Origin of the sequence: Saccharopolyspora oryzae, assembly GCF_027853915.1 — a bacterium.
GTDB classification, from domain to species: domain Bacteria; phylum Actinomycetota; class Actinomycetes; order Mycobacteriales; family Pseudonocardiaceae; genus Saccharopolyspora; species Saccharopolyspora oryzae.
Genome location: NZ_JAQGLA010000032.1, coordinates 1 through 24183 on the forward strand (window position 1 = coordinate 1; position 24183 = coordinate 24183).

General features: G+C 70.4%; 28 protein-coding genes. 15 read left to right on the top strand and 13 right to left on the bottom strand.

Features of this window, described 5'->3' with window-relative positions:
• A partial coding sequence (locus OU415_RS19770; RefSeq protein ID WP_270950364.1) for an SDR family oxidoreductase occupies nucleotides 1–273 on the top strand: 273 nt, incomplete at its 5' end.
• Nucleotides 274–342: 69 nt separating this feature from the next.
• Nucleotides 343–1362, top strand: coding sequence for a ferrochelatase (locus OU415_RS19775; RefSeq protein WP_270950365.1), 1020 nt, complete (start codon nucleotides 343–345; stop codon nucleotides 1360–1362).
• Nucleotides 1363–1449: 87 nt separating this feature from the next.
• Here the strand turns inward: OU415_RS19775 and OU415_RS19780 are convergent, their stop codons facing one another.
• The 3 genes from OU415_RS19780 to OU415_RS19790 form a co-directional block, all read right to left on the bottom strand.
• Entirely contained in the window at nucleotides 1450–2070 is a 621-nt protein-coding gene (locus tag OU415_RS19780; protein ID WP_270950366.1) for a dioxygenase family protein, read from the bottom strand.
• A gap of 138 nt (nucleotides 2071–2208) precedes the next feature.
• Nucleotides 2209–4104, bottom strand: coding sequence for a sensor histidine kinase (locus OU415_RS19785; protein ID WP_270950367.1), 1896 nt, complete (start codon nucleotides 4102–4104; stop codon nucleotides 2209–2211).
• Entirely contained in the window at nucleotides 4088–4792 is a 705-nt protein-coding gene (locus OU415_RS19790; RefSeq protein WP_270950368.1) for a response regulator transcription factor, read from the bottom strand. Before OU415_RS19790 ends, OU415_RS19785 begins: the two co-directional genes overlap by 17 nt.
• Before the next feature lie 191 nt (nucleotides 4793–4983).
• On the opposite strand from OU415_RS19790, the gene OU415_RS19795 reads away from it, so the two are divergent.
• Both OU415_RS19795 and OU415_RS19800 read left to right on the top strand, forming a co-directional pair.
• A complete protein-coding gene (locus OU415_RS19795; protein WP_270950369.1) occupies nucleotides 4984–5370 on the top strand; it encodes a hypothetical protein in 387 nt (128 codons plus the stop codon).
• Nucleotides 5371–5380: 10 nt separating this feature from the next.
• On the top strand, nucleotides 5381–6025 hold the full coding sequence (locus OU415_RS19800; RefSeq protein WP_270950370.1) for a class F sortase: 645 nt from the start codon (nucleotides 5381–5383) through the stop codon (nucleotides 6023–6025).
• Nucleotides 6026–6027: 2 nt separating this feature from the next.
• Here the strand turns inward: OU415_RS19800 and OU415_RS19805 are convergent, their stop codons facing one another.
• Nucleotides 6028–6843: a UbiA family prenyltransferase gene (locus OU415_RS19805; protein WP_270950371.1), complete on the bottom strand. Its 816-nt coding sequence runs from the start codon at nucleotides 6841–6843 to the stop codon at nucleotides 6028–6030.
• A gap of 27 nt (nucleotides 6844–6870) precedes the next feature.
• Here OU415_RS19805 and OU415_RS19810 point away from each other — a divergent pair, with 27 nt between their 5' ends.
• The 4 genes from OU415_RS19810 to OU415_RS19825 are packed head-to-tail and all read left to right on the top strand — an operon-like array spanning nucleotide 6871 to nucleotide 10510.
• A complete protein-coding gene (locus tag OU415_RS19810) occupies nucleotides 6871–7587 on the top strand; it encodes a class I SAM-dependent methyltransferase (RefSeq protein ID WP_270950372.1) in 717 nt (238 codons plus the stop codon).
• A 12-nt stretch (nucleotides 7588–7599) separates the two neighbouring features.
• On the top strand, nucleotides 7600–8772 hold the full coding sequence (locus tag OU415_RS19815) for an acyl-CoA dehydrogenase family protein (RefSeq protein ID WP_270950442.1): 1173 nt from the start codon (nucleotides 7600–7602) through the stop codon (nucleotides 8770–8772).
• On the top strand, nucleotides 8769–9806 hold the full coding sequence (locus tag OU415_RS19820) for a type III polyketide synthase (protein WP_270950373.1): 1038 nt from the start codon (nucleotides 8769–8771) through the stop codon (nucleotides 9804–9806). Before OU415_RS19815 ends, OU415_RS19820 begins: the two co-directional genes overlap by 4 nt.
• Nucleotides 9803–10510, top strand: coding sequence for a YqjF family protein (locus OU415_RS19825; protein WP_270950374.1), 708 nt, complete (start codon nucleotides 9803–9805; stop codon nucleotides 10508–10510). Before OU415_RS19820 ends, OU415_RS19825 begins: the two co-directional genes overlap by 4 nt.
• 59 nt (nucleotides 10511–10569) lie before the next feature.
• On the opposite strand, the gene OU415_RS19830 is transcribed toward OU415_RS19825, so the two are convergent.
• Together OU415_RS19830 and OU415_RS19835 are read right to left on the bottom strand one after the other, a co-directional pair.
• On the bottom strand, nucleotides 10570–11091 hold the full coding sequence (locus OU415_RS19830; protein WP_270950375.1) for a lytic polysaccharide monooxygenase auxiliary activity family 9 protein: 522 nt from the start codon (nucleotides 11089–11091) through the stop codon (nucleotides 10570–10572).
• A gap of 238 nt (nucleotides 11092–11329) precedes the next feature.
• Complete coding sequence (locus OU415_RS19835; RefSeq protein WP_270950376.1) at nucleotides 11330–12100, bottom strand: AraC family transcriptional regulator; 771 nt, start codon at nucleotides 12098–12100, stop codon at nucleotides 11330–11332.
• 58 nt (nucleotides 12101–12158) lie between these two features.
• Between OU415_RS19835 and OU415_RS19840 the strand changes: the two genes are divergently transcribed.
• Entirely contained in the window at nucleotides 12159–13313 is a 1155-nt protein-coding gene (locus tag OU415_RS19840; RefSeq protein WP_270950443.1) for an MFS transporter, read from the top strand.
• A gap of 1 nt (nucleotide 13314) precedes the next feature.
• Here OU415_RS19840 and ligD read toward each other — a convergent pair whose 3' ends face one another.
• Nucleotides 13315–14877 carry a non-homologous end-joining DNA ligase gene (gene ligD / locus OU415_RS19845; protein ID WP_270950377.1) on the bottom strand — a complete coding sequence of 521 codons (1563 nt, stop codon included), beginning with the start codon at nucleotides 14875–14877 and terminating at the stop codon, nucleotides 13315–13317.
• A 104-nt stretch (nucleotides 14878–14981) separates the two neighbouring features.
• On the opposite strand from ligD, the gene OU415_RS19850 reads away from it, so the two are divergent.
• Entirely contained in the window at nucleotides 14982–16094 is a 1113-nt protein-coding gene (locus OU415_RS19850; protein ID WP_333778256.1) for an NAD(P)/FAD-dependent oxidoreductase, read from the top strand.
• Nucleotides 16095–16138: 44 nt separating this feature from the next.
• Here OU415_RS19850 and OU415_RS19855 read toward each other — a convergent pair whose 3' ends face one another.
• Complete coding sequence (locus tag OU415_RS19855) at nucleotides 16139–16312, bottom strand: DUF397 domain-containing protein (protein WP_270950378.1); 174 nt, start codon at nucleotides 16310–16312, stop codon at nucleotides 16139–16141.
• Between the two features lie 3 nt (nucleotides 16313–16315).
• On the bottom strand, nucleotides 16316–17164 hold the full coding sequence (locus OU415_RS19860) for a helix-turn-helix domain-containing protein (protein WP_270950379.1): 849 nt from the start codon (nucleotides 17162–17164) through the stop codon (nucleotides 16316–16318).
• Nucleotides 17165–17299: 135 nt separating this feature from the next.
• Between OU415_RS19860 and OU415_RS19865 the strand changes: the two genes are divergently transcribed.
• Complete coding sequence (locus OU415_RS19865) at nucleotides 17300–17803, top strand: hypothetical protein (RefSeq protein ID WP_270950380.1); 504 nt, start codon at nucleotides 17300–17302, stop codon at nucleotides 17801–17803.
• Between the two features lie 20 nt (nucleotides 17804–17823).
• On the opposite strand, the gene OU415_RS19870 is transcribed toward OU415_RS19865, so the two are convergent.
• A complete protein-coding gene (locus OU415_RS19870) occupies nucleotides 17824–18306 on the bottom strand; it encodes a YbaK/EbsC family protein (RefSeq protein WP_270950381.1) in 483 nt (160 codons plus the stop codon).
• A gap of 143 nt (nucleotides 18307–18449) precedes the next feature.
• Between OU415_RS19870 and OU415_RS19875 the strand changes: the two genes are divergently transcribed.
• A complete protein-coding gene (locus OU415_RS19875) occupies nucleotides 18450–19199 on the top strand; it encodes a lipoate--protein ligase family protein (RefSeq protein ID WP_270950382.1) in 750 nt (249 codons plus the stop codon).
• A gap of 65 nt (nucleotides 19200–19264) precedes the next feature.
• On the opposite strand, the gene OU415_RS19880 is transcribed toward OU415_RS19875, so the two are convergent.
• Nucleotides 19265–19744, bottom strand: coding sequence for a DinB family protein (locus tag OU415_RS19880; protein WP_270950383.1), 480 nt, complete (start codon nucleotides 19742–19744; stop codon nucleotides 19265–19267).
• Between the two features lie 13 nt (nucleotides 19745–19757).
• Complete coding sequence (locus OU415_RS19885) at nucleotides 19758–20384, bottom strand: class I SAM-dependent methyltransferase (protein WP_270950384.1); 627 nt, start codon at nucleotides 20382–20384, stop codon at nucleotides 19758–19760.
• Nucleotides 20385–20471: 87 nt separating this feature from the next.
• Here OU415_RS19885 and OU415_RS19890 point away from each other — a divergent pair, with 87 nt between their 5' ends.
• From OU415_RS19890 to OU415_RS19900, 3 genes are all read left to right on the top strand, one after another.
• On the top strand, nucleotides 20472–21077 hold the full coding sequence (locus OU415_RS19890; protein WP_270950385.1) for a helix-turn-helix domain-containing protein: 606 nt from the start codon (nucleotides 20472–20474) through the stop codon (nucleotides 21075–21077).
• Nucleotides 21078–21186: 109 nt separating this feature from the next.
• Nucleotides 21187–22311 carry an MFS transporter gene (locus tag OU415_RS19895; RefSeq protein ID WP_270950386.1) on the top strand — a complete coding sequence of 375 codons (1125 nt, stop codon included), beginning with the start codon at nucleotides 21187–21189 and terminating at the stop codon, nucleotides 22309–22311.
• A 176-nt stretch (nucleotides 22312–22487) separates the two neighbouring features.
• Nucleotides 22488–23261, top strand: a complete 774-nt coding sequence (locus OU415_RS19900; RefSeq protein ID WP_270950387.1) for an endonuclease I family protein — start codon at nucleotides 22488–22490, stop codon at nucleotides 23259–23261.
• A 55-nt stretch (nucleotides 23262–23316) separates the two neighbouring features.
• On the opposite strand, the gene OU415_RS19905 is transcribed toward OU415_RS19900, so the two are convergent.
• Entirely contained in the window at nucleotides 23317–24159 is an 843-nt protein-coding gene (locus tag OU415_RS19905) for an alpha/beta fold hydrolase (RefSeq protein ID WP_270950388.1), read from the bottom strand.
• Between the last annotated feature and the right edge of the window lie 24 nt (nucleotides 24160–24183).

Sequence of the window (24183 nt, forward strand, 5' to 3'; positions counted from 1 at the left end):
GCCCAGGCCCGCTCGATCGCCCGCGAACTGGGCCCGAAGGGAATCCGGGTCAACCTGGTCTCGGCCGGTCCGGTGCGCACCATGGCGGCCAAGTCGATCCCCGGTTTCGCCGACCTCGAGGCGGGCTGGGGCGACCGCGCCCCGCTGGGCTGGGACGTCAACGACCCGACCCCGGTGGCGAAGTCGGTTTGCGCGGTGCTGTCGGACTGGCTGCCCAAGACCACCGGCTCGATGATCATGGTCGACGGTGGAGTGCACGCACTGGGCATCTGAGGTGTGGTCTCGCGCGCAGCCGGTGCACCCGGCTGCGCGCGAGGTTTTCGGCGCAGCCATCATGGTCGGGTGAGCTTTGACGCGTTGCTGTTCCTGTCGTTCGGAGGACCGGAGGGGCCGGAGGAGGTCCGGCCGTTCCTGGAGAACGTGACCAGAGGCAGGGGAGTCCCGCCGGAACGCCTCGACGAGGTCGCCGAGCACTACCACCACTTCGGCGGGGTGTCGCCGATCAACCGGCTCAACAAGGAGATCATCGCCGCGCTCGAGGCCGAACTGGCCGCGCAGGGCCGTGATCTGCCGGTGTACTTCGGCAACCGCAACTGGCACCCGATGGTCGAGGACACCGTCGCGAAGATGGCCGACGACGGCGTGCGCAACGCGCTGGTGTTCGCCACTTCGGCGTGGGGCGGCTACTCGGGGTGCAAGCAGTACCACGAGGACATCGTCCGGGCGCGGGAAGCGGTCGGCGAGCGGGCCCCGGATCTGGTGAAGCTGCGGCAGTTCTTCGACCACCCGCTGTTCATCGAGGCCAACGCCGACGCGGTGCGCCGGGCGTTCGAGGAGCTCGACCCGGCTCAGCGCGAGCAGGCGCGACTGGTGTTCACCGCGCACTCCATCCCGCTGCGGGCCGACGAGCAGGAGGGCCCGGACGGCCAACCTCGGTGGTACTCCCGCCAGGTCGCCGAGTCCGCGCGGCTGGTGGCCGAGGCGGTCGGTGCGGACGGCTACGACGTGGTGTGGCAGTCCCGGTCCGGCCCGCCGCAGGTGCCGTGGCTGGAGCCCGACATCTGCGACCACCTCGAGGACCTGCACGCCAAGGGCGTTCAGGCGGCCGTGGTCAGCCCGATCGGTTTCGTCTCGGATCACCTCGAGGTCATCTGGGACCTGGACAACGAGGCGAAGGACAAGGCGGCGGAACTGGGCATGGGCTTCGCCCGCGCGGCGACGGCCGGCCCGGACCCGAGGTTCGCGAAGCTGATCGTCGAGCTCATCGCCGAGCACACCGACGGTGCGCAGCAGCGCAAGCTCTCGGAGCTCCCGGCGGCGGGCTCCACCACCAACGGCGAGTTCTGCGCCCCCGGCTGCTGATCAGAACTCGAAGGCTCCCCCGATCGACGTCGGTCGGGGGAGCCTCCTCCTTCCCGGGGTTTCAGCCGGCGAGCAGGCGCCAGGTGCTCAGGGTAGGTCGAGGACGAAGTCGAAGGTCGCGGTCCGACCGTCGGGTCCGTCCTGGACGTCCATCAGCAGGGCCGGGTCGAAGATGGCGTCCGAGTCGTTGCCGGGTTCGCCGGGGAAGTACAGCTGGGTGGTCAGGACCGGCTGGTTGGGCGCCTGGACCTTGACGTGGACGTGGCGGGTCCGGCCCGGGTAGAGGCCGGGGACGATGGTGTCCAGCTGGTAGCGGCCCTGGGCGTCGGTGAACTGGTGGCCGCGCAACCGGAAGCCGGTGTTGTCGTACTCGCCGTAGTCGTCGGCCTGCCAGAAGTCCAGCAGCACAGCCTGCAGCGGGCTGCACGAGCGGCTGTAGACGAAGCCGGAGATGCTCAGCAGCGTGCCGGGCAGGCCGGGTTCGCGGAGGTCGCCGCGTTCGGGGGAGTTCGGCTTGAAGTACGGGCCCTCGATCTGCGGTGGAGTCGGGTCGTCCCCGTCGTCGCAGGTCGGGGTGGGGGTCAGCGGTCCGGCGGTGGCACGGGGTGCGCGGACCACCTCGCCGGCCACCGCGGGCAGGGTGATCGCGGTGGCCAGGCCGGCTTTGAGGAACGTGGCCCGGCGGATCCGCCGTTCTTCCTCGGTCATGAGCGAGCCGCCTTTCGGGGGAAATGTCGCGAAATGGTGTGGACCATTGCACGCGGGAGAGCTCGGCCCGGCGACAGCGGAAAGTTGGTACAGGTGTAGACGAAAAGTGCTACGAGGTAGCGGAATGCGCTGTTCAGGCTAGGGATTGATGCCCCGATCGGCTCGGTCCACTGTGGATTGATTAGCGGGAAGGTGGATGGTGAACGTCGTGCCGACCCCGACGGTGCTGCGGACCTCGATGCGACCGCCGTGCGCGTCGACGAGGTGGTGCGTGATGGCCAGCCCCAGACCGCTGCCGCCGCCGCGCCGGCCGCGCGACTTCTCCGCCCGCCAGAAGCGGTCGAAGACGTGCGGCAGCGCCTCGGCGTCGATGCCGATCCCGGTGTCGCCGACCTCGATGAGCACTTCGTCGGCCACCTGCCTGGCCCGCACCTCGACGCGGCCGCCGGCAGGGGTGTGGCGCAACGCGTTGGACACCAGGTTGCCCAGCGCTTGGCGCAGCCGGGTCGGGTCGGCGGACAGGTCCGGATCGCCGTCGACGATCGCGGTCAGCTCGACGCCGTCGGCTTCGGCGCGACTGCGGTGCGCGGCGGCGACCTGCTCCAGGAGCGCGCCGAGGTGCACCGGTTCGGGGTGGACGTGCAGGTTCCCGGCGTCGGCGAGCGCGAGGTCCTGCAGGTCGTCGACGAGGTGCTGCAGCAGCAGCGTTTCCTCCAGCAGCGAGGCGACCAGGGGCTCGTCCAGAGTGGCCACTCCGTCCTGCGTCGCCTCCAGCCAGCCGCGCACGTTCACCAGCGGGGTGCGCAGTTCGTGCGCGATGTCGCTGACCATCGTCTTGCGCTGCTGCTCGGTTCGTTCGATCTGCTCGGACATCGCGTTGAACGTTGCGGCCAGCTCGCCGATCTCGCCGCGCGCGCTGGTCCGCACCCGCGCGGAGCGGTCGCCGCTGCCCATCCGCCGGGCCGCCGCGGTGATCGCGTCGATCGGGCGGACCAGACGGCTGGCGGCCATCGCGGTCAACCCGACGGTGACCACCAGCACCGCCAGCGCCGTCCAGGCGATCCGCGAGACGCCCACAGTGGACAGATCGGTTGCCGCCTGGTCCCCGCCCGGTTTGGTGATGAACAGCTGAGCGGCCGGTGAGACGTAGCCGCCGAGCTGCTCCCGGCGGCCGGCGTCCACGCAGTGCTGGTTCTCCGGTGCGGTGCGCAGGCCGTTCGGCCAGGTGGCTTCGGCGGCCTCGGTGGGCAGCTGAACCACGCCCTGCCTGGCCAGGCAGGCGTTGACCAGGGTCAACAGCTCGGTGTTGGCCCTGCGCTCGGTCTCGGTGATGAGCGGCGGGGGTGCGCACAGATCGCCCGGAGCAGCAGCGCGGGACGACGTCTCCGGCACGGCGTTCGGCCTCTTCTCCGGTGCCGCTTCGGCGGGTTCGGCGTTCGGCTCCTGCTCCGGAACCGCCGACTTGAGCACGCCCTGCTGCCCGTCGGAGGTGATCTCGACCGTCGAACGCCCGTTGGGCAGCTCGACGATCCGGCCGTCCGCGCCGATCCGCTGCAGGCAGCTGACCTGCCGGTGCGCGGCGTCGGCCAGTTCGCCCCGCTCGGCGGCGGTCAGCTGGTACGGGCCCACGGCGCGCGGATCGATGCCCGAATCCGACGCGCCGGGCTTGAGCACCGGGTCGACGGAGAGCGGATCGACCACGGCCGACGGGGTCTGCGGCAGCGGCGTGTCGTGCGGATCCCCGGAATCGGCGAGCGGAGCGCGCGCCGCCGTGGTCAGGGTGATGCGGCGACCGGTGCGCTCGGACAGGTCGGCCACCACGTCCTGCACGCCGGTCCACTGCGGGTGGGCGGCGGCGTAGCCGAGCAGCGCGTCGTAGATCTTGGCGTCGGTGGCCAGGCTCTCGCCGATCTCCTGGTTGATCGCCCCGCTGGTGCTCTGCGCGGCCAGCCACGCGGTCGCCCCGATCGAACACCCGGCCACCACCACCGACATCGTCAGCAGCCGGGCCAGCAGGCTATGCCGACGCGACATCGGGGCAGTCCTGCAGCTTGTAGCCGACGCCGTAGACGGTGAGCAGCCGGACCGGGCGGCGCGGATCCGGTTCGAGCTTGCGGCGCAGGTTCATCACGTGCACGTCCACGGTGCGCTCGGTGATGAACTTGTCCACGCCGAACGCCTGGCTGAGCAGCTGGCCGCGGGTGAAGGCGCGGCCGGGTTCGGCGGCCAGCACGGCCAGCATCTGGAATTCCGCGGGCGTGCAGTCGAGCTTGTCGCCGTGCAGCGTCACCTCGTGGCGCTGCTGGTCCACGACCAGCTCGCCGACGCGCAACGGCTGGAGGCCGCGGTCCTGGACGCGCCGTACCCGCCGCAGGATCGCGCGCACGCGGGCGGCCAGCTGGCGGGGGCTGTAGGGCTTGGTGATGTAGTCGTCGGCGCCGAGGTCGAGGCCGAGCAGCACGTCGTCCTCAGTGGTCCGCGCAGTCAGGAGCACGATCGGAACGTCCGATTCGGCGCGCAGGATGCGGCACACGTCCAGACCGTCCACCTTGGGCATCATCACGTCGAGCACGACGAGATCGGGTTTGCGCCGCCGGGCTTCGTCGATCGCCGCTCGGCCGTCGGCGACCAGCACCACCTGGTGGTCATCGCGTTCCAGGTAGCGCCGGATCAGCTCGGCCTGCTTCGGGTCGTCCTCGGCGACCAGCACGTGTGCGCTCACACGGCGCATTATCGCTGCCGCCAGCGCGCTTCGGAGCCGAAGGCGCGCATCTGAACCGGATCTTCACATTCGGCCCGGCGGAATCCGAACAGGTTCTTCACATCGTGCAGACGGGATCTTGAAAAGTCCTGACCATGCTGGTCCTCGTCCGGGACTCCCCGGACCGAAACCAACGGAGAGGACGCAATCAGATGAAGCTCGGTCGTACGGTCGCCGCTGCCGCACTGCTCGGAACCGCGGCGCTGCCGCTGGCCGCGACGGTCAGCTGGGCGGACGAGTCGAAGCCGGCCGCGGTGGAGGAGAGCAAGCCCGCCGCGGAGCCGGAGCAGGACAAGCCGGGCCAGCCGCCGAAGGAAGCCGCTCCGGCGCCGGAGCAGAGCCGCCCCGCGGAACCGCAGCCGGAGGCGACGGAGAAGCGCGGGCAGGTCTCCCAGGTGCCGACCGGCGCGCCGGAAACCGGTGGTGGCCCGGAGGATTCCGGCTTCGCCCCGGCTGCTCTCGGTGGGGCAGCGGCGATCGCCGTCGCGGGCGGCGGCACCGCGCTGGTGCTGCGTCGCCGTCGTGCGGGCGCGAACTGAGGCGCCTGGGATGACCGTGCCTCACCGAGCGCGGGTGGGGATCCGGGGTGGCCGCGCGGTCGCGGCCGCCCCGGTCTGCATCGTTGCCGCGCTCTCCTTCGCGCTGTCCGGATGCTCTGCAGCCGACCAGCCCCTGGACCTCAGAACCGCCGCTCCGGCCCAGCAGGTGCAGGCCGCGTCCGCGCTGTCGCCCGCGCCGCCGACCTGGATCGAGATCCCCCGGATCGGCGCGCGGTCCTCGCTGCTCCCGATGGGGCTCAACCCCGATCGGACGGTCGAAACCCCGTCGGTGCACGAACCGATGCAAGCCGGGTGGTACCGCTACAGCCCCACCCCCGGCGAGGTCGGGCCCGCGGTGGTGCTGGGGCACGTCAACGGCGACGGCCAGGACGGCATCTTCGCCCGGTTGGACGAGTTGCGACCTGGTGACGAGGTCCGGATCGGCCGTGAGGACGGGCAGGTCGCCCGGTTCGTCGTGCACCGCATGGCGCAGGAGCCGAAGAGCGGATTCCCGCGCGACGAGGTCTACGGCGACACGACCGACCCCCAGCTCCGGCTGATCACCTGCGGCGGCTCGTTCGACCGCAGTGCGCGGAGCTACCGGGACAACATCATCGCCTTCGCCACCTTCGTCGGCACCGTCCAAGGTGGATAGTGCTATGAGATCCCGCTGCCCAGCAGGACCACGACGTCGAGCAGGGCCACCAGGACGACGGCGTGGAACGCAGCGCGCGATCCCGGACGACGTCCCAGCACGAGCCCGGCGCTGAGCAACACCACGGCCAGCACGAGCACCAGCAGCCCGGCGGGGAACCCGACCGACCCGAGCACGAGCAGTGCGGCAGTGGTGAACACCAGAACTGCCGCAACCGCAGTGCTTTTCGTCGCACCGAGCCGGTGGGGGAGGCCGCACACCCCGGTGGCGGCGTCGTCGGCGAGGTCGGGAAGCACGTTCACGAAATGCGCTGCCGAACCCAGCAACGCCGCGGCGAGCACCAACCACACCGGCGGTGCCGCCCCGATTCCCAACGTCACGAACGCAGGGAGGAGCCCGAACGAGACGGCGTAGGGCAGCACCGAGAACGCCGTCGACTTCACCCCCAGGTCGTAAGCCCACGCCGACCCCAACGCCACCAGGTGCGCAGCGGTCGCCGCGGCACCGAACGGAAGCGACAACACCACTGCGATGGGAGCGGAGACGACAACGGCGAGCAGCACCGCGCGACGGGAAACCGCACCGGAGGCCACCGGTTTGCCGGACCGCCCCACCTGTGCATCGCGATCGGCGTCGACCAGGTCGTTGAGCCATCCGACGGACAACTGCCCGGACAGCACCGCGCCGACCACGCCCAGCACGCCGAGCGGTCTGCTGCCCACCGCCGCGGCCAGTCCGGCGGTGATCGCGGTGACCGCCAGCGCTGGCAGCGGGTGCGCGGCGCGGAGCAGCGCGGAGGCGGTTGCGAAGTGCCGCACCTGGCCGAGTGTGCCAGCCTGGAGCGCATGGCACGCAGCGGGACGCGGACCGCGCTGCGCAACGATCCGCAGCTCTACGAGACCTGCGCGGATCAGTGGTGGCAGCCGCAGGGTGTGTTCGCGATGCTGCACTGGCTGGCCGCCGCCCGCGCGGCGCTCGTGCCCACCGCATCGCGGACGGACGCGGTCCTGGTCGATCTGGGGTGCGGCGCCGGGTTGTTGGCGCCGCACGTGGCGGACAAGGGCTATCGGCACATCGGGGTCGACCGGTCGCCGAGCGCACTGCGGCAGGCCGCTGAGCACGGTGTTCTGCCGGTGATGGGGGACGTCCAGGAGGTGCCGCTGCCCACTGGGTGCGCGGATTGCGTTGTGGCGGGGGAGATCCTGGAGCACGTCGCGGACCTTCGCGCCGCGGTCGCCGAAGCGTGCCGGATCCTGCGACCCGGCGGCCTGCTGGTGCTGGACACGCTGGCTTCGACCGCGCTGTGCCGCGTGCTGGCCATCGGCATCGCCGAGCGCTTGCCCGTCGCGCCGCGCGGCGTGCACGATCCGGCGCTGCTGGTCGACCGCGACGTGCTGGCAGGGGAAGCTGCCCGGCACGGCGTCGACCTGGCGTTGCGGGGCCTGCGACCGTCTCTGCCGGACCTCCTGGCGTGGTCGCTCGGACGGCGGACCGCGGTTCGCCTGGTGCCCATCCGGGTGACTTCCGTGCTGTTCCAGGCCATCGGCTGGAAGAAGGGGTGAGCGCCGTTGTCGATGTCAGCTGCCTCCGCGCGGGAAGTGGTGCGCGACCTCGTACCGCGCATCGCCGCGCGCGCCGAGCACTACGACACCGAAGGCGCTTTCCCGAGCGAGGACTTCGCCGACCTGCGCGATCGGGGGCTGCTCGGGCTCATGGTTCCCGAGGAGCTGGGCGGACTCGGCGCTTCGTTCGCCGACTACGCCGACGTGGCGTCCGAACTGGCCACCGGAGCTGGTGCCACGGCGCTGATCTTCAACATGCACGCCTCGGTCACCGGCGCGCTCGCGCACACGCCCGACGACCTGCTCGAACAACTGGGCGCTCCGGAGAGCTGCTTCGACGCGCGCGACCGGCTGCTGTCCGAGGCCGCCGACGGCGCGCTGTACGCGGTGGCGATGAGCGAACGCGGCACCGGATCGCGGTTGTCGCGCACCACCACCGGTTACCGGCGGGGTGACGGCGGATTCCACATCACCGGCCGGAAGGCGTTCGTCTCGGGTGCCGGGCACGCCGACGCCTACCTGGTCACCGCGAAGGACGTCGACGGCGCCGAGCCGCGGGTGTCGTACTTCCTGGTGCCGGCCGGGGACGGCATCAGGATCGACCCGACCTGGGATTCGCTGGGCATGCGCGCCACCGGCAGCCACGACGTGCACTTCGACGTCGCCGTCGGCCCGGACGCGCTGCTGGGCGGCCTGGAAGGCCTGACGTTGCTGGTCGCGCAGGTGATGCCGCAGTGGCTGGTCGCCTCCTACGCCGCGGTGTACGTCGGCGTCGCTCGCTCCGCACTGCGTATCGGAAGCGCGCACCTGCGTGAACGCGGTCTGCACGAGCTTCCCTCGGTGCGCAGCCGGATGGGGCGGGCCGATGCGGCGGTGGCCGCGGCCGAAACCGTCGTGCAGGAGGCCGCGCGGCGAGTAGCGCATCAGCCCGGGGAACCGGAGACCAACCGCTGGGTGTGGCGGGCGAAGCTGGTCGCGGGCGACATCGCCGCGCAGGTGGCGTCCTCGGTGCTGGAAGCCGCCGGCGCCTCCGCGACCAGGCGCGGACATCCGCTCGAACGCATCTACCGCGACGCCCGTTGCGGCGCGCTGCAACCGGCGACTTCGGATGTCTGCGCCGACTGGCTCGGCGTTGCCGCGCTCGGCGGCGATCCCGACCACGACACCGAAGCGCCGCGGTGGTGATCCCGGCGATCGTCGGATTCGGCTCGGCGCTGCCGCACTCCGCCGAGCAGCGAGAACTGTGGGACGGCTTCTTCGCGGCCCACTTCGGCGGCAGCGCCCTGGCACATCGGCTGTTCTCCGCGGTCGGCGTGCGCCGCAGGCACACGGTGGTGAACCCGGTCGAGGAAGACCTGTCCGGATGGACCACGGCGGCGCGGATGCGCCGGTTCGACGAACACGCGCCACCTCTGGGCCACGAAGCGGTGCGTGCGGCGCTGGACGACGCGGGCCTGGATCCGCAGGACGTCCGGCTGCTCACCGTTGCGTCCTGCACCGGCTACGGGACCCCTGGCCTGGACATCAAGCTCGCCGGGTCGCTGGGGCTTCGCTCCGACCTGCGACGGCTGTTCGTCGGGCACATGGGTTGCTACGCGGCCCTCCCCGCGCTCGGCGGTGTCGCGGATTTCGTCGCCGCGCGCGGACAGCCCGCTGTCCTGCTGTGCCTGGAGCTGACCTCGCTGCACATCCAGCCGCCCACCGCCGACCCGCAGCAGGTCGTCTCGCACGCGTTGTTCGGCGACGCGGCGGTGGCAGTGGTCGTGGACCCGCGCGCTGCCGGGCTCGCCGTGGTCGACCTCGAGGCGTTCACCGACACCAGCGGACTCGACCACATGACCTGGGACATCACCGATCTCGGCTTCCGGATGGGCCTTTCCCCGCGTGTTCCCGACGTGCTGGGCCGCCACCTCGGTGCGGTGATCGGCGACCTGATCGGCCGCAACGGCCTGCGCCTGGCGGACATCGACGGTTGGGCGGTGCACCCCGGCGGGCCACGTATCCTCGACACGGTGGAGACGACGTTGGGCTTGCCCGCGACGGCGTTGCAGCCATCGCGGAACGTGCTGGCAGAGCGCGGGAACTGCTCCTCGGCGACGCTGCTGCTGGTGCTCGAAGAGCTGGTCTCCGACGGGCTGCGAGCCGGGAGCCACGTGGTGGCAATGGCTTTCGGGCCAGGTCTGACGCTCTACGCGACTTTGCTGCGGGTGACCGCATGACCGAACCGCTGACGCTCGCCGCCCCGCACCGGGTCCGCTGCTCCCTGACCGACCAGGTCTGGCGCGACGTCGTGTTCGCCCACTGGCCGTGCGATCCCGCCCTGCTCCAGCCGATGCTGCCGCGTGGCACCCGGCCCGACCTGTTCGCCGGATCCGGCTGGATCGGTCTGATCGGGCTGCGGATGACGGTCAGCTCGGTGCTGGGAGTGCCGACGCCGCCCGCATTCCGCGACTTCAACGAGCTCAACGTCCGGACCTACGCCGTGGACGAGCGGGGCCGCCGAGGGCTGGTGTTCCTGAGCATGGAGGCGTCCAACCGGGCATTCGTGCGGATCGCACGCGGTTCGGTGGAGCTGCCTTACCGGTACGCGCAGGTGGAGTTCACCCACCGCGGAAGCGAATTCGGTTACCAGGTGCGGCGAGGCGACGTCGGGCTGGAACTGCGGGTGCGGCGTGGTCCGCGCATCGCGGCGGGAGAGGCCGAGCGGTTCGACACCTCGCGCTGGCGGATGTTCTCCACCTGGAGAGGACGCGCCCTGCACACCCCGGCCGAGCACGAACCGTGGGCCCTGCACAGCGCAGAACCGCTGTCCTGCACGGATTTCGGCCTGATCGCCGAGCTCGGTCTGCCTGCCCCGGATCAGGTGTCCGCGCTGGTGGCGTCCAGAGTGGACGCCCGGTTCGGCTCACCGAGCAGGCTCTGACGGGCGGCGGGCCCGCCTCCCGGAGCAGGAGTGCGGGCCCGCCTTGTCACCAGAGGTGGTCACTCGCCGCCGACGTTGAGGTCGACGCAGGCGTAGAAGGCGTTCGCGGTGTCGGCGACGTTCCACACCGCCAGCACCTTCTGCGGGCCGCTGACGCCACCGAGGTCCACGGTGTGCGACAGCTGGTTCGGCGGCTGCTTGCCGCCCTCGTCGAAGACCGCCACGCGGTTGCCGCCGATGAAGTACTCCCAGGTGCTGGTGGCGTGCGCCGCGGTGAGCGTCCAGTTGAACGTCACCGAGTTGCCGACCGGGGTGGCCGTCCAGCCCTTGCTGTCGTCGTCGAGCTCGGCGAAGGCCTCGTTGCCACCGCTGCAGCTGGTCAGGCCCTTGGGGCCCTCGACGCTCTGCGGCTCGTACTTGATCGGCCCGCACGGGACGGTGCCCGCGGCGCACTGCGCCTGGCGGCTGGGCGGGGTGTCGATGTAGCCGTGCGCGCTGGCGGTGCTGGTCGGGATCGCCACCAGGAACGGCGCGATCGCGGCACCGACAGCGGCGGCGGCGAGCTTCGGCTTCTTGTTCATGTCAGCTCCTTGGGGGAGACCGCGTCCAGGAACGCCGGACGTCCTGGTGGCGGCGCTGGTGGAACATGGCCGAGGAAGGGGAGAGGGGGCATTCCGACGACCGCTGGTTCATCGACTCTTCACCGAGCCGTGGTCTGGACCATAAGTGCACGATTTGCCCGGGGTCAAGAATGTCCGATGCTGGAAGCGGAACGCGATTTTCCCAAGCATATTCCCGTTTTTCCCGAACGGGAGCCGACTACTGGCCGACGTCCGGCGGGTCGATGCTACCGGTGGGCGGCTTTCCCGGGGTGTGCCCGAACGTCCGGCGGAACACCTCGATGAACGCGCTGGCCGAGGACCAACCCGTCCGGTGCGCCACTGACGTGACCGCTTCGCCTTCGGCGAGCAGGCGAAGCGCGTGGCACAGCCGCAGCTGCGTGCGCCACTGCGGGAACGTCATCCGCATCTCGGCCCGGAACAGGCGGCTCAGCGTGCGTTCGCTCGCCCCGACCTGCGCCCCCAGCGAAGTCAGTGTCCGCTGGTCGGCGGGATCCTCGTCGAGGAGCGCGCAGACCTCCGCCAGGCGCGGATCCTTCGGGGTGGGCAGGCGAATCGGCTGCTGGGAGGTGCGGCGCAGCTGGTCGAGCAGGACGGAGTGCAGCCGCAGCCGTTCGGCGTCGTCGGCGAACTCGTTGCGGGTGCAGGCCAGGATCAGCTCCCGCAGCAGCGGGCTGACCGCCAGCACGGCCGGTGCCACCGGCAGGGAAGGATTTTCGGTCGTGGGCACGCCTACGGTGTGCAGATCGGTTTCGCCGTAGGCGCGGTGCTCGTGCACGACCCCCGCCGGGATCCACAGCGCCCGGGTGCCCGGTGCGATCCAGGTGCCGGCTTCGGTCGTGATCTGGAGGACGCCGCGTCCGGCGTAGACGATCTGGTGGTCGTCGTGCACGTGCGCATCCACCCCGGAACCGGGCGGCAGGCGGACCAGCGTGGTGGCGGCTCGCGGGGTGTGGCGGATTTTCGACACGAGGTGGCAGTTTATCGGAAGCGGGACAGCCGCTGCTCGTTCGAAGATCTCCTGCGTGATGCAGAAGGTGAACCGGCCCGTCGGCCTGCTCGCGGTCGGCCACGCCGGTGTGGACATCTACCAGGGCGCGGTACCTGCGGTGATCCCGTTCCTGGTGTTCGAACGCCACTACGGCTACGTCGCGGTGTCCGGGATCGTGCTGGCCGCGACGTTGCTGTCGTCGGTGGTGCAGCCGCTTTTCGGTGCGCTCACCGACCGGTTCCGGATGCCGTGGCTGGTTCCGGTGAGCATGACGACCGCAGGGCTCGGCGTGGCGTTGAGCGGTGTTGGCGACTCCTACCCGCTGACCTGGCTCGCGGTCGCGTTGTCCGGGCTCGGGGTGGCGGCCTACCACCCGGAGGCGGCTCGGCTGGCGCGCGCGGCTTCGGGTGGTAGCCACCTGGCGATGAGCTGGTTCTCGCTCGGCGGCAACATCGGTTTCGCGCTGGCGCCGATCGTCGTCGCACCGATCCTGTCCGCAGGAGGGTTGGGCGCCACTCCGTGGCTGTTCGTTCCCGCGCTGCTGGGCGGATCGGTAACGGTGATCGCGCTCCGCTCGATCACCGCGGTCGGTCCCGCGACGTCCGCGTCCAAGCAGGGCGTCGACGACTGGCCGGTGTTCCTGCGCCTGACCGCCGTCATCGTCTTCCGCTCCATCGTCTACATCGGACTGAGCGCTTTCGTCGCGCTGTGGGCGCAACAACGGGTCGGTGGCGGCGAGTTCACCGGAGAGGTGGCGTTGTTCGTGCTCTTCGCCGGGGGAGCGGTCGGCACCCTGCTCGGCGGCAAGCTCGCCACCTCCTGGGGTCGAATCCGGACGATGCGGATCGCGTACGCGGCGACGATCCCCGCGCTGGTCGGCGTGGTCTACGCACCGGGCGCCCTGGTCCACGTCTTCGTCGCGCTCGTCGCGGTGCTGCTCTACATCCCGTTCTCGTTGCACGTCACGCTCGGACAGGACTACCTGCCCAACCGCATCGGCACCGCCAGCGGGGTGACGCTCGGTGTGGCGGTGAGCGTGGGTGGCGTCGCCACGCCGTTGCTCGGCCTGATCGCGGAGTGGACCGACCTGCAAACGGCGCTGGGGTCCTTGCTGGTGTTCCCGGTGCTGGCCTGGCTGCTCGCCCGGACGCTGCCCGAGCCAGCAGCCCTGGAAACCGCGGCGAGCCGCTGAGTCAAACCGGTGGGAGCTGCTGCTGCACTTCGAGCAGCGGGGCGAACGGGTCGCCGACCCGGGCCACGCGGTCCAGCACCGTTCGGATGGTCCAGCGGTCCGGGGCCAGGTCCGGGTCGTCGAGCTCGTCCCATTCCAGCGGGACCGACACCGGGGCGCCCGGCCGCGGTCGCGCGCTGTAGGGGGCGACGAGGGTCTTGTTGATGACGTTCTGGGTGTAGTCCAGGCGGGCCAGCCCGCGCCGCTCGGACTTCGTCCACGCCCAGCTGACCAGCTCCGGAACGGTGTTGCCGACCGCCCGCGACACCTGCTGCACCCAGGCGCGGGTCTCGGCGTAGGTGTAGCGCGGTTCCACCGGGACCCAGATCTGGATGCCGCGCTGGCCGGTGACCTTCGGCCGCGCCACCACCCCGAGGTGCTCCATCGCGGTGCGGTGCAACCGGGCCAGCACCAGCACTTCCTCGAAGGTGGTCCGGCTGCCCGGATCGATGTCGAACAGCGCCCACGTCGGGTGCTGCACGTCGGCGGCGCGCGAGGTCCAGGCGTGCAGCTCCAGCGCCGCGTAGTTGGCGAGCCAGGCCAGCGCGGCGACGCTGTCCGGGATCAGGTACCACTGGGTGTCGCCCGGGTCGGCGTCGGGATAGCGCCAGCGCTGCAACCAGTCCGGGGCGTGGCCGGGCACCTCCTTGTGCCAGAAGCCGGGTTCGGTGACGCCGTTGGGGAACCGGTGCGAGTTCAGCGGCCGCCCGTCGAGGTAGGGCAGCATCACCGGGGCGATCTGCGCGTAGTAGCGGATCAGATCGCGTTTGGTCACCGCCGCTTCGCCGGCCCGACCGGGGAAGAGCACCTTGTCCAGATTGGTCAGTGCGAGCTCACGGCCGGCCACCCGCCATCGGCCTTTGGCGCCGAGCTCGTCCAGCGCGGCGATTTCGGCTTCGCTGGGCGCTTTCCAGCCTCCGAGGTGGATCTCGGCCTGGGCGGGTGGGAGATCGCCGCGCCACATCGCCTCCGGTGCGGCGGCGACCTCTTCGTTGGTGCGCCCGGACTTCACCGACCGCGGATGCTCCTCCGGATCCCAGCCCGCCTGGGCGTGCTCGTCCTTCTTGTGCAGCAGCAGCCACTGCGTCTCACCGCGCCGCACCAGCACGAACCGGCCCACGAGCTTCTCGCCGCGCAGGTCGAAGTGCAGCGTTCCGGCCTCGATCGCGGCGGCCGGATCGTCCTCCCCGGGCGTCCAGGTGCCGCGGTCCCAGACGATGACGTCCCCGCCGCCGTACTCGCCGGCCGGGATGGTGCCCTCGAAGTCGGCGTACTCCAGCGGGTGGTCCTCGACGTGCACGGCCATCCGCCGGACCGAGGGATCCAGCGTCGGCCCCTTGGGCACCGCCCAGCTGACCAGCACCCCGTCCAGCTCCAGCCGCAGGTCGTAGTGGCGGCGCCGGGCCCGGTGGCGCTGCACGACGAACCGGTTCCCAGCGCCGGCGGTCGTCGTGGCACCGCGAGGCTCGGCGGTGCGGGTGAAGTCCCGCATCTCCCGGTACTTCGCCAGGCGCTCCTCGGCCACCACTCCCACCCCGGCTCGATCGGTGACGTGGGACACATGCTGTCACAGTTCGGCGGGCTGTTCCGTTCAACGACCACGAGGCATCGAACGGAGAGGACGGGGCCATGGCGCAGCAGATCGTGGTCGTCGGAGCGGGCTACACCGGACTGGCCGCTGCCAAGCTGGCAGCGCGGTGGACCGGTGCCCGGGTAACGCTGATCAACGCGGGGGACCGGTTCGTCGAGCGCGTCCGCCTGCACCAGCTCGCGGCGGGGCAGCACCTGCGCGACCTGCCGCTGGCGGACCTGGTCGAGGGCACCGGGGTGGAGCTGATCGTCGACCGGGTGACCGACATCGACGCTTCGGCCCGGACCCTGCGGCTGGCGGGCACGTCCCGCGAGGTCAGCTACGACCGCCTGATCTACGCCGTCGGCAGTGCTGCGGACACGACCTCGGTCCCCGGTGTCGCCGAGCACGCCTTCAGCGTCGCCACCAGCGACGATGCCCTGAGCCTGAAGCAGCGCCTGGCGGACAGCGAGGTCGTCGCCGTCGTCGGTGGCGGGCTGACCGGCATCGAAGCCGCGGCGGAGCTGGCCGAGACGCACCCGGCGCTGAAGGTTCGGCTGCTCACCAGGGGCGAACTCGGCGCCGGGCTTTCCGAACTGGGGAAGGACCACCTGCGGCGCACCTTCGCCCGCCTGGGCGTCGAGATCCGCGAGAACGCGAGCGCGTCGGAGGTGCGCGCGGACGGACTGCTGCTGGCCGACGGCGCGCACGTCGCCGCCGACACCGTGGTGTGGACGGCGGGGTTCCGGGTGCCGGACCTGGCGGAGCGGGCGGGTTTCGCGGTCGACGACAGCGGTCGGGTGATCGTGGACGGAGAGTTCCGCTCGGTCTCCCACCCGGAGGTGACGGCGATCGGTGACGCAGCGGCGGGCCGCATGCGCACCGGCCAGGAACTCCGCATGGCCTGCGCAACGGGCCTGCCCTCGACCCAGCACGCGGTCCGCGCGCTCGCCGCCCGCCTCGCCGGACGCGAACCCCGCCGGCTGCGTTTCCGCTACCTCAACCAGTGCATCAGCCTCGGCCGCAAGGACGCCCTCGTCCAGTTCACCCACGCCGACGACACCCCGAAGGAATCGGTCCTCACCGGCCGAAAAGCGGCCCTCTACAAGGAAATGATCGTCCGGGGAACGATCGTCTTCGAACGCCACCCCACCATCCCGACCTCGCTCTGAGAACCGGTCGGCCCAGAGGACCGGTCCTCGGGGCCGCTTTCTCTTCACCGATCGAACCGGCCGTCCTTGACCGCCCGGATGAGCGCAGCGGCGTCGATCTGGATCCACGGGCCGTCGGGGTCCTTGGAATCGCGGACCCAACCACGTGGACGGGACAGCTCAACGCAGTTCCCGTTCGGGCCGGTGTAGCTGGACTTCTGCCAGGAATACCTGATCACTCTTCAACTCTCCCACTTCGCCTTCGCCTTCATGATGAACTCGACGGATTCCTCCTTGTCCAAGGCCAAGCTCTCGATCTGCTGGATTGCGCTGCGGTACTCGTTGACGTCGTGCTCGGTCGGGATGAAGGCACCAGAGCTGTAGTGCTCGAAGTGAACGACCGGCGTGATGTCGTCGAACTCGTACAGGACGAACGGCCCTAGGAGCCCTGGGTGCCAGCCCGCGCGAAGCGGTACGACACGCACAGCTACATTGCTCCGGCCTGCGAGCTCGGCGAGTTGGTCGAGTTGCTCGACCATGACGTCAGCCGATCCGATGGGCTCGAACAGCGCTGCCTCACCGATGAAGGCGTTGAAGCTGACCGGGGCGTTTCTGCGCACGATGACCTCGCGTCTGCTCGCGCTCAACATCACCCGGAGTTCCGTATCGGCTTCGGAGAGGCCGCTGGCCTTCTTCATCGATCGGTTGTAATCCAGCGTTTGGAGCAGGCCCGGCACCAGCATCGGTGCCCATTCGGCTATCGCAGATGCGGCTCGTTCGCACTCGACTGCTCCGGCGAGCTGCTGCGGAATGCCGTTCAGCCCGACTGTGAGCCAGTTCGGTTCGTGCACGTTGCGGGCTAGGTCGAGGATTCGATCACGTTCCGCTGCCGTGACGCGCAGCGTTGCGAGGATGGCCGCGACGGTCTCGATCTTCGGAACGCGCTTTCCGGTCTCCCAGTTCGAGATCTCCACGTGGGTGTACTCGAGTAGTCGACCCAGTTCGCGAACGCCGATTCCGGAGGAGACCCGGGCTTCTCGTAGCGCGGCCGACAATGCCCGCGCCCGTGGCGTACCTGCTGTGGCAGCCATGAAACACATCCCATCAGTAGCTGAAAGCCAATTGATCACCCGATTCGAGGAGTGGTGGAGCTGTCGTGCTACCAGACACGCTAACTCCTGTCTGAGGTCTGGTAGCACTACCAACATTGGGGAGAAGAAGTCGCGATGTGCAAGGAAGAAGCGGCAACAGCACCCGTTTGCGCGGAATCCGGTTGGCAGGTCCGGTACTTCCAGTACCGGGACGGGATGGTGCCCGAATGGTCCAGGTTCGCCCACATCCGTCGTGATGAGACCGGATCGCAGGTTCGGTCCTGGTGTTGGCGGACGTTCCGGCTCGAGGAGGTCGAGGACTGCTCTGCGCCGCGAGTGATGGCGATGGGATTGCCGTATGCGGCAACCGAGTGCACGGACTGCTTCGTGCGCTTCGCCTTCTGGGAATCGCCGGATTCCGCGTTCGATGTGGGGCAGGGGCTCATCCCCGCTCGAATCGACACTCCTGACCAGATGGCCTCTGCGATGCGTGTCCTGCAGCGGGAGCTGGTGGATGAAGCGGGTCGAATTCCTGGTGGGGTGGTCGATCCAGACCGGCTGGGACGGCTCGCGGGGGAGGTGGAGCGGTTCGGTCGAGCGCTGCGGCGATTTGGTTGGTTGGCCGCTTGCCGCTCATGACTCCGCGTCTGCGGTTGGGGTCAGGGGGTGACGGGGAGTTCGGTGGCGTTGGTGATGTGGCGGAGTTCTGCTGCTGTGGTGGGGAAGACCGTTCGGGGTGTTCCTGCTGCTGCCCAGATCTGCGGGTAGTCGGACAGGGCTGCGTCGACCACGGTGGGCAGCGGGGTCGGGTGGCCTACCGGGGCCACTCCGCCGATGACCTGGCCGGTGGCTGCTCGGACCTGGTCCGGGGTGGCTCGGTGGAGCTTGCCGCGGCCCCAGCGCTCGGCGAGGGCTGCGGTGTCCACTCGGTGGCGGCCGCTGGTGAGGACTAGCACCGGTTCGTCGTCGGAGATGAAGACCAGGCTGTTGGCGATCGCGCCGATGTCGCAGCCGAGCGCTGCCGCGGCTTCTGCGGCGGTGCGGGTCGAGTCCGCCAGTTCGCGGACCTCGCCTCGGACACCTGCGGCCGCCAGTGCGCGGGCGACCTCCTGGCTGCGGGCTGGGAGGTGGCTGGTCGTCATGCTTGTCCTGTTCAACGAGCTTCGTTCTGTATGTGGAACGATAAGTCAGGGCTGTTCAGTCGGTCAACGCGAGGGTCGGAACGCTCATAGTGGACATTTGGCGCAGGGGTTGGTCGTGAGTGCGACCGATTAGGATCGTCGCCGTGGAGCTTTATCGCGGTGCGCTCGGAGCGAATGCGGATCAGGCCTTGGAGGTCGCGGTCGCGCACGCGATGCTGCGCCAGGTCAGCGAAGGCGATGCCGGCGCCGGCGTGCGGATCTACCGGCCCAGCGGGCGCGTGGTGGCGTTCGGGCGCCGGGACACCTTGCTGCCCGGCTTCCGGGATGCCGTCCGGGCGGTGCGCGACGCCGGGTTCACCCCGGTCGTTCGGGCGCCCGGCGGGCGGGCGGTGGCCTACACCGAGCGCTCCCTGGTGGTCGACCACGTCGGCCCGGACCCCGGCTACCTGTCCGGGATGGAGGAGCGGTTCACCGGGTACGCCGAGCTGTGGGCCGACGTGCTGCGCAAGCACGGCGTCGAAGCGCAGATCGGTGCCGTGCCCGGCGAGTACTGCCCCGGGGCGCACAGCGTCAACGCGCGGGGGCGGGTGAAGCTGGTCGGCACGGCGCAGCGGTTGGTGCGCAGTGCTTGGCTGTTCAGCGCGGTGGTGATCGTCGATGACACCGAGGTGCTGCGGCCGCTGCTCACCGAGGTCTACCGGCTGCTGGACCTGCCCTTCGACGACGACTCCGTCGGATCCGTCGTCGACGAATCCCCGGGGCTGGAGCTGGACGCGCTGGAAGCCGAGGTGATCGCCACCTACGACGACCGCTACGGCCTGGAACCCTCCCCGCTGCCGGAGGACTTGCTGTCCCGCGCTCGGGACCTGGCCGCCGACCACCGCGTCGGCTGAGCATCAGGCGGATCGCCGCTGGATGGTCCTAAGTGGACTAATCTGGTGCTCGGGCGGTGGGGATGTCAGCGCCCGGTCGTGCCGTCGATCAGCTCGCGGAGGATGTCCGCGTGACCCGCGTGACGGCCGGTCTCCTCGATCATGTGGCTCAGGGCCCACCGGATGCTGGGAGCCGGACGGTCCGATCGAGGGCGGGGCACCGGTGCGCCGAGGTCCGAGCACCCGTCGAGGACCTCGTTCGCACAGTCGACGGCCTCCCGGTAGCGGGCGACGACATCCGCTGCGCTGTCCTCCGGTGCGGCCCGGAACGTCGCCTGCCAGTCGGCGACGCGGTCCCCGAGGAACATCGCGCGCTCGACGGACGTGAGGTGGTTGAGCAGGCCGAGCAGGTTCGTGCCCGAGGGCACACCGGCCGTCCGCACCTGCGGTTCGGGCGCACTGTCGACCTTCGCGGCGATCGAGGACCGGAGGTAGTCGAGGAACCCGCGCAGGACCTCGACCTCGCTGTTGCCAGTCCGGGGCGGTGGGGAATCGGTGCGGGGCAAGGCGATCCTCCGATCAGGCGGTGCGACGGATGAGCAGGACGTGGTCGACGACCTCGGCGGTGCGCCCGCCTGGGCCGGTCGCGATCCGGCGAGCTGCCTCAGCCCGCTCGATCACCCACGTCGTCAGATCCAGGTCGATGCCTTCGGCGACCTCCTGCGCGCTCGGGTACCGGACGTCGGGGTCCTGGTTCCACGACCACGGTGCGGTCGAACCGTGGTCGACGACCAGCAGCCGCCCGTGCAGGCGCAGGGCGTGCGCGGCAGAGCGAAGGACGCTCGCGCGGTCCAGGGGCGCGGGGGTTTGCAGGTAGTGGGCGCAGATCAGGTCGAACCGACCTCGCGGGAAGGACTCCTGCAAGTCGTGGCGCGCGGGGCTGATGCGTTCGGCCAAGCCGGTTGAGCGGGCGAGGTCGGCGAGACGCTCGACGGCCACTGCGGAGATGTCGACGGCGGTGACGCGCCATCCCCGCCTGGCCAGCCACAGCGCGTCACCGCCATCGCCGCACCCGAGGTCCAGCGCGTCGCCTGGCGGGAGGTCCGCGACGACTTCGGTGAGGCGGGCGTTCGGCTTGGGGTCGGTGGCCGGTGTCCGGGCCGCGTGGACCTCGTCCCAGAACGCGACCGCATCGGTGGTGCTCATCAAGACTCCTTCGCTCGGCAGGCGCTCAGTCTTGCCGGGCTCGCCACCGCCTGGCACGAGATCTTGCTGTTCCGGCAAGATGGCCGCGTGGGGCGGAAAACGGACGACGACGTGCTCGACTCGGTGGGACCGCGACTCCGCGCGCTGCGCCGCGACCGCGGTATCACCCTCGCCGAGCTCGCGGCGAGGACCGGCGTGTCGGAGAGCACCCTGTCCCGGTTGGAGAGCGGGCAGCGCCGGGCGACCCTCGAGTTGCTGCTGCCGCTGTCCCGCACCTACGACGTGCCGCTGGACGACCTGGTCGGCGCCCCGCGCACCGGGGATCCCCGCATCCACCTCAAGCCGATCCACCGGTTCGGGATGACCTTCATCCCGCTGTCCCGGCGGCCGGGCGGGGTGCAGGCGTTCAAGATGATCATTCCCGCCCGGCCCGAACCGCTCGAGCCGACGCCGCAGACCCACGACGGTTTCGAGTGGTTGTACGTGCTGAACGGACGCCTGCGGCTCGTGCTGGGGGAGCGGGACCTGACGCTGCCGCCCGGCGAGGCGGCCGAGTTCGACACGTCCTCGCCGCATTGGCTGGGCAGCGCCGACGGCGGTGCGGTCGAGCTCCTGATCCTGTTCGGCGTGCAGGGCATGCGCGCGCACGTGAGCCCCGACGCGGGCCGCCGAGGCTCGGCGAAGGGGCTGTGACGTGCGGCGGGACCGGCTCGACTTCGCCGGTGGGGTGTGATCCACTGCCGGTGGATAGTTCGCTCGGCGAAAGGTCTAGGTCTGTGGCTCCCACCGGGGAGACCGGGCGGTGAACTCCCGGATCCCGCTGTACGTCGGCGGTCTGCTCGGACCGTTCGGCGGCGGCATCGTGTCCGCGATGCTTCCGGAGCTCGGCCGGAGCTTCGGGGTCTCGGAAGGTGCCGCGGCGACGTCGTTGACGGCCTACCTGCTGCCGTTCGCCCTCGTCATGCTCGTGTCCGGCAGCCTCGGCGAGCGATGGGGGCTGGCGCGCAGCATCCGGTTCGCCTACGTGGGCTACGTGCTGGCCGCGCTGCTCGCGGTGGTGGCGCCGTGGTTCTGGGCGTTCCAGGTCAGCCGGGCGCTGCAGGGCGTCGCGAACGCCTTCACCACCCCGCTGCTGCTGGCCAAGCTCGCCGCGGTGACGCCGAAGGACCGGCTCGGCCGGGCGCTGGGCACCTACGGCGCGATGCAGGCGATCGGCCAGACCACGGCGCCGCTGGTCGGCGGACTGGCCGCGGAAGGGGCGTGGCAGTGGGCCTTCGTCGGACTGGCCGCGGTCGCAGCGGTGCTCGCGGTCGGCCCCTTGCCCGCTGACGAGCCCGACGGCGAGCGGCGGGAGCCGGCGAGGCTGCGAGACGCGTGGCGTTCGCCGGTGCTGCTGGTCGGCGGGGTCGCGTTCGTGTCCTGGGCATCGCTGGCCGGTCTGCCGTTCCTGGTCTCGTTCCGCCTCGACGACGCGTTCTCGCTGAGCCCGGGGGCGCGGGGCCTGGTCCTGACCGGCTTCGGCTTCGCCGGGGCGATCACGGCCCGGTTGACCGGTGGGGCGGTGGACCGGTTCGGGCCGCGCTCGATCGTCGGCGCGGGCCTGCTGATCTCGGCCTTCGCGGTCGGGTCGATCGGGCTGGCCGCCTGGCTGCCCGCGGTGGTCGTGGCGTGGGCGGTCAGCGGGATCTGCGCGCAGCTCGTGCTGGTGGGAATTCACGCGACGGTGCTCGTCGGCGGTTCCTCCGGGGGCGGTGGCGTCATCTCGGTGGTCACCGCCTTGCGCTTCCTCGGGATGTCCGCCTCACCAGCGGTGTTCACCGGGATCTACCGGTACGACGCGGCGCTGGGCTTCCTGGCGCCGGCGCTTCTGCTGGCACTGACTATTCCCGTTGTTCACGTTTGGTGGCCGCGTCGAGACCGCGCGTGACGACGTGATCGCGGCGCGTTTTCCCAGTTTGGGCGGCCTTCGGCGGATTCGGCGCAATCCGCCGTTCGCGAACTTGATCACTGTCCGACACTGAGCTCCCCCAATTGGTTCACCCAATGGTGATCGTTGGTGTGGCACGCTTCCCCCCGGTTGCACACGGGGAGAGGACCACACCGATGAAAACCACCCGATGGAAGCCGTTATCCCTGTTATTAGGCGTCGCCCTGGTGGCGATCCCGGTTCCGTCGGCGGGCGCGTCCACCGCCGACGACTACTACCAGGACGCCGAGGGCAAGACCGGCCAGGAGCTCAAGACCGCGCTGCACGGGATCATCAGCAGCGGCACCACCACCCTGGACTACGACCAGGTGTGGGACGCGATCAAGGTCACCGACGAGGACCCGAACAACCCGAACAACGTCGTCCTGCTCTACACCGGCCGATCGCAGGGCAAGGACACCAACGGCGGTGACGCCGACAACTGGAACCGCGAGCACGTCTGGGCCAAGTCGCACGGCGACTTCGGCACCTCGCCCGGTCCCGGCACCGACGTCCACCACCTGCGCGCGACCGACGTCTCGGTCAACTCCGAGCGCGGCAACAAGGACTTCGACATGGGCGGCGAAGAGGTCGGCGAGGCGCCGGGCAACTTCACCGACGGCGACTCCTGGGAGCCGCGCGACGAGGTCAAGGGCGACGTCGCCCGGATGATCTTCTACATGTCGGTCCGCTACGACGGCGGCGACGGCTTCCCGGACCTCGAGGTCAACGACCAGGTCGACAACGGCAGCGCGCCCAACATCGGCAAGGTCTCGGTGCTCAAGCAGTGGAACGAGCAGGACCCGCCGGACGCCGGCGAGCAGCGCCGCAACCAGGTCATCTTCGACCAGTTCCAGCACAACCGGAACCCGTTCATCGACCACCCGGAGTGGGTGTCCGAGATCTGGTGACCCGGAGCGAGGGGGCATCCGCGGCGGTGTTCGCGGGTGCCCCCTCGTCGTTTGGTCAGCGCAGGAAGTCGGCCAGCACGTCGTTGAGGTCCTCGGCGCGGTGGCCGGGAATCGAATGGTGGCTGACGTCCGGCAGCACCCCGGTCCGGACATCGGGAACGGTGCGCTGCGCCTCGGCGACGAGGCCTTTGACGTCGTGCGCCTTGGACTTCCCCGCGGCCAGGACCAGGGTCGGCACCGACAACCGGGTGGGATCGGGTTTCGGGCCGGTGATCACCTTCGAGCGCGGGAAGGTCGCCGCGCGGGCCAGCAGCTCCAGCTGGGTGGCGTCGATCCCGGATCCACCGGTTTCCCACCGCAGGAACTTGCGCGTTCGCCGGGGATTCGGGAGCAGCAGCATCGGCACGGCGCGCAGCAGGTACTTCCGGTTCCACCCGGTGAAGCAGTCGGTCGGGTCCAGCACGGCGAGTCGGCGCACGCGGGGCGAGCGAACCGCGTGGTGCAGCGCGATCCAGGCGCCGTAGGAATGCCCGCACAGGTCCGCGGATTCCAGGCCGAGCTGGTCGAACACGTCGTCCAACCAAGACATCAGGTCGTCGATGTCCCGGATCGGCTCGCCGTCGGCGACACTGCGCCCGGCCTCTCCGAGCAGGTCGACGGCGTGGATGCGGTGCGTCTCACCGAGCCTTTCGACGTTGGCAGCCCAGATCGCCGAAGTCGCACCTCCACCGGGCAGCAGCACCAGGGGTGTTCCGTCGGCGTTGCCGCAGGTGTGGATGCGAGTGGTTCCCCAGGCGGACGCGAGGTCACGTGCTTCGAACGGGATCGGCCACTGCGCGAGCGCGGCGTCGTAGGCGGTGAAGAAGTCCTCGGCGTCCTGCGGGTTCTGGAAACCCATGTGCACCTCGCTCGTCGATCAGCT

Coding starts and splice junctions, on each gene's coding strand:
- OU415_RS19810 (WP_270950372.1), top strand. CDS start 6,871: ATGGCACGCAGCGGGACGCGGACCGCGCTGCGCAACGATCCGCAGCTC.
- OU415_RS19830 (WP_270950375.1), bottom strand. CDS start 11,091: ATGAACAAGAAGCCGAAGCTCGCCGCCGCCGCTGTCGGTGCCGCGATC.
- OU415_RS19825 (WP_270950374.1), top strand. CDS start 9,803: ATGACCGAACCGCTGACGCTCGCCGCCCCGCACCGGGTCCGCTGCTCC.
- OU415_RS19815 (WP_270950442.1), top strand. CDS start 7,600: ATGTCAGCTGCCTCCGCGCGGGAAGTGGTGCGCGACCTCGTACCGCGC.
- OU415_RS19885 (WP_270950384.1), bottom strand. CDS start 20,384: ATGAGCACCACCGATGCGGTCGCGTTCTGGGACGAGGTCCACGCGGCC.
- OU415_RS19780 (WP_270950366.1), bottom strand. CDS start 2,070: ATGACCGAGGAAGAACGGCGGATCCGCCGGGCCACGTTCCTCAAAGCC.
- OU415_RS19840 (WP_270950443.1), top strand. CDS start 12,159: ATGCAGAAGGTGAACCGGCCCGTCGGCCTGCTCGCGGTCGGCCACGCC.
- OU415_RS19800 (WP_270950370.1), top strand. CDS start 5,381: ATGACCGTGCCTCACCGAGCGCGGGTGGGGATCCGGGGTGGCCGCGCG.
- OU415_RS19905 (WP_270950388.1), bottom strand. CDS start 24,159: ATGGGTTTCCAGAACCCGCAGGACGCCGAGGACTTCTTCACCGCCTAC.
- OU415_RS19900 (WP_270950387.1), top strand. CDS start 22,488: ATGAAAACCACCCGATGGAAGCCGTTATCCCTGTTATTAGGCGTCGCC.
- OU415_RS19860 (WP_270950379.1), bottom strand. CDS start 17,164: ATGGCTGCCACAGCAGGTACGCCACGGGCGCGGGCATTGTCGGCCGCG.
- OU415_RS19785 (WP_270950367.1), bottom strand. CDS start 4,104: ATGTCGCGTCGGCATAGCCTGCTGGCCCGGCTGCTGACGATGTCGGTG.
- OU415_RS19865 (WP_270950380.1), top strand. CDS start 17,300: ATGTGCAAGGAAGAAGCGGCAACAGCACCCGTTTGCGCGGAATCCGGT.
- OU415_RS19850 (WP_333778256.1), top strand. CDS start 14,982: ATGGCGCAGCAGATCGTGGTCGTCGGAGCGGGCTACACCGGACTGGCC.
- OU415_RS19870 (WP_270950381.1), bottom strand. CDS start 18,306: ATGACGACCAGCCACCTCCCAGCCCGCAGCCAGGAGGTCGCCCGCGCA.
- OU415_RS19795 (WP_270950369.1), top strand. CDS start 4,984: ATGAAGCTCGGTCGTACGGTCGCCGCTGCCGCACTGCTCGGAACCGCG.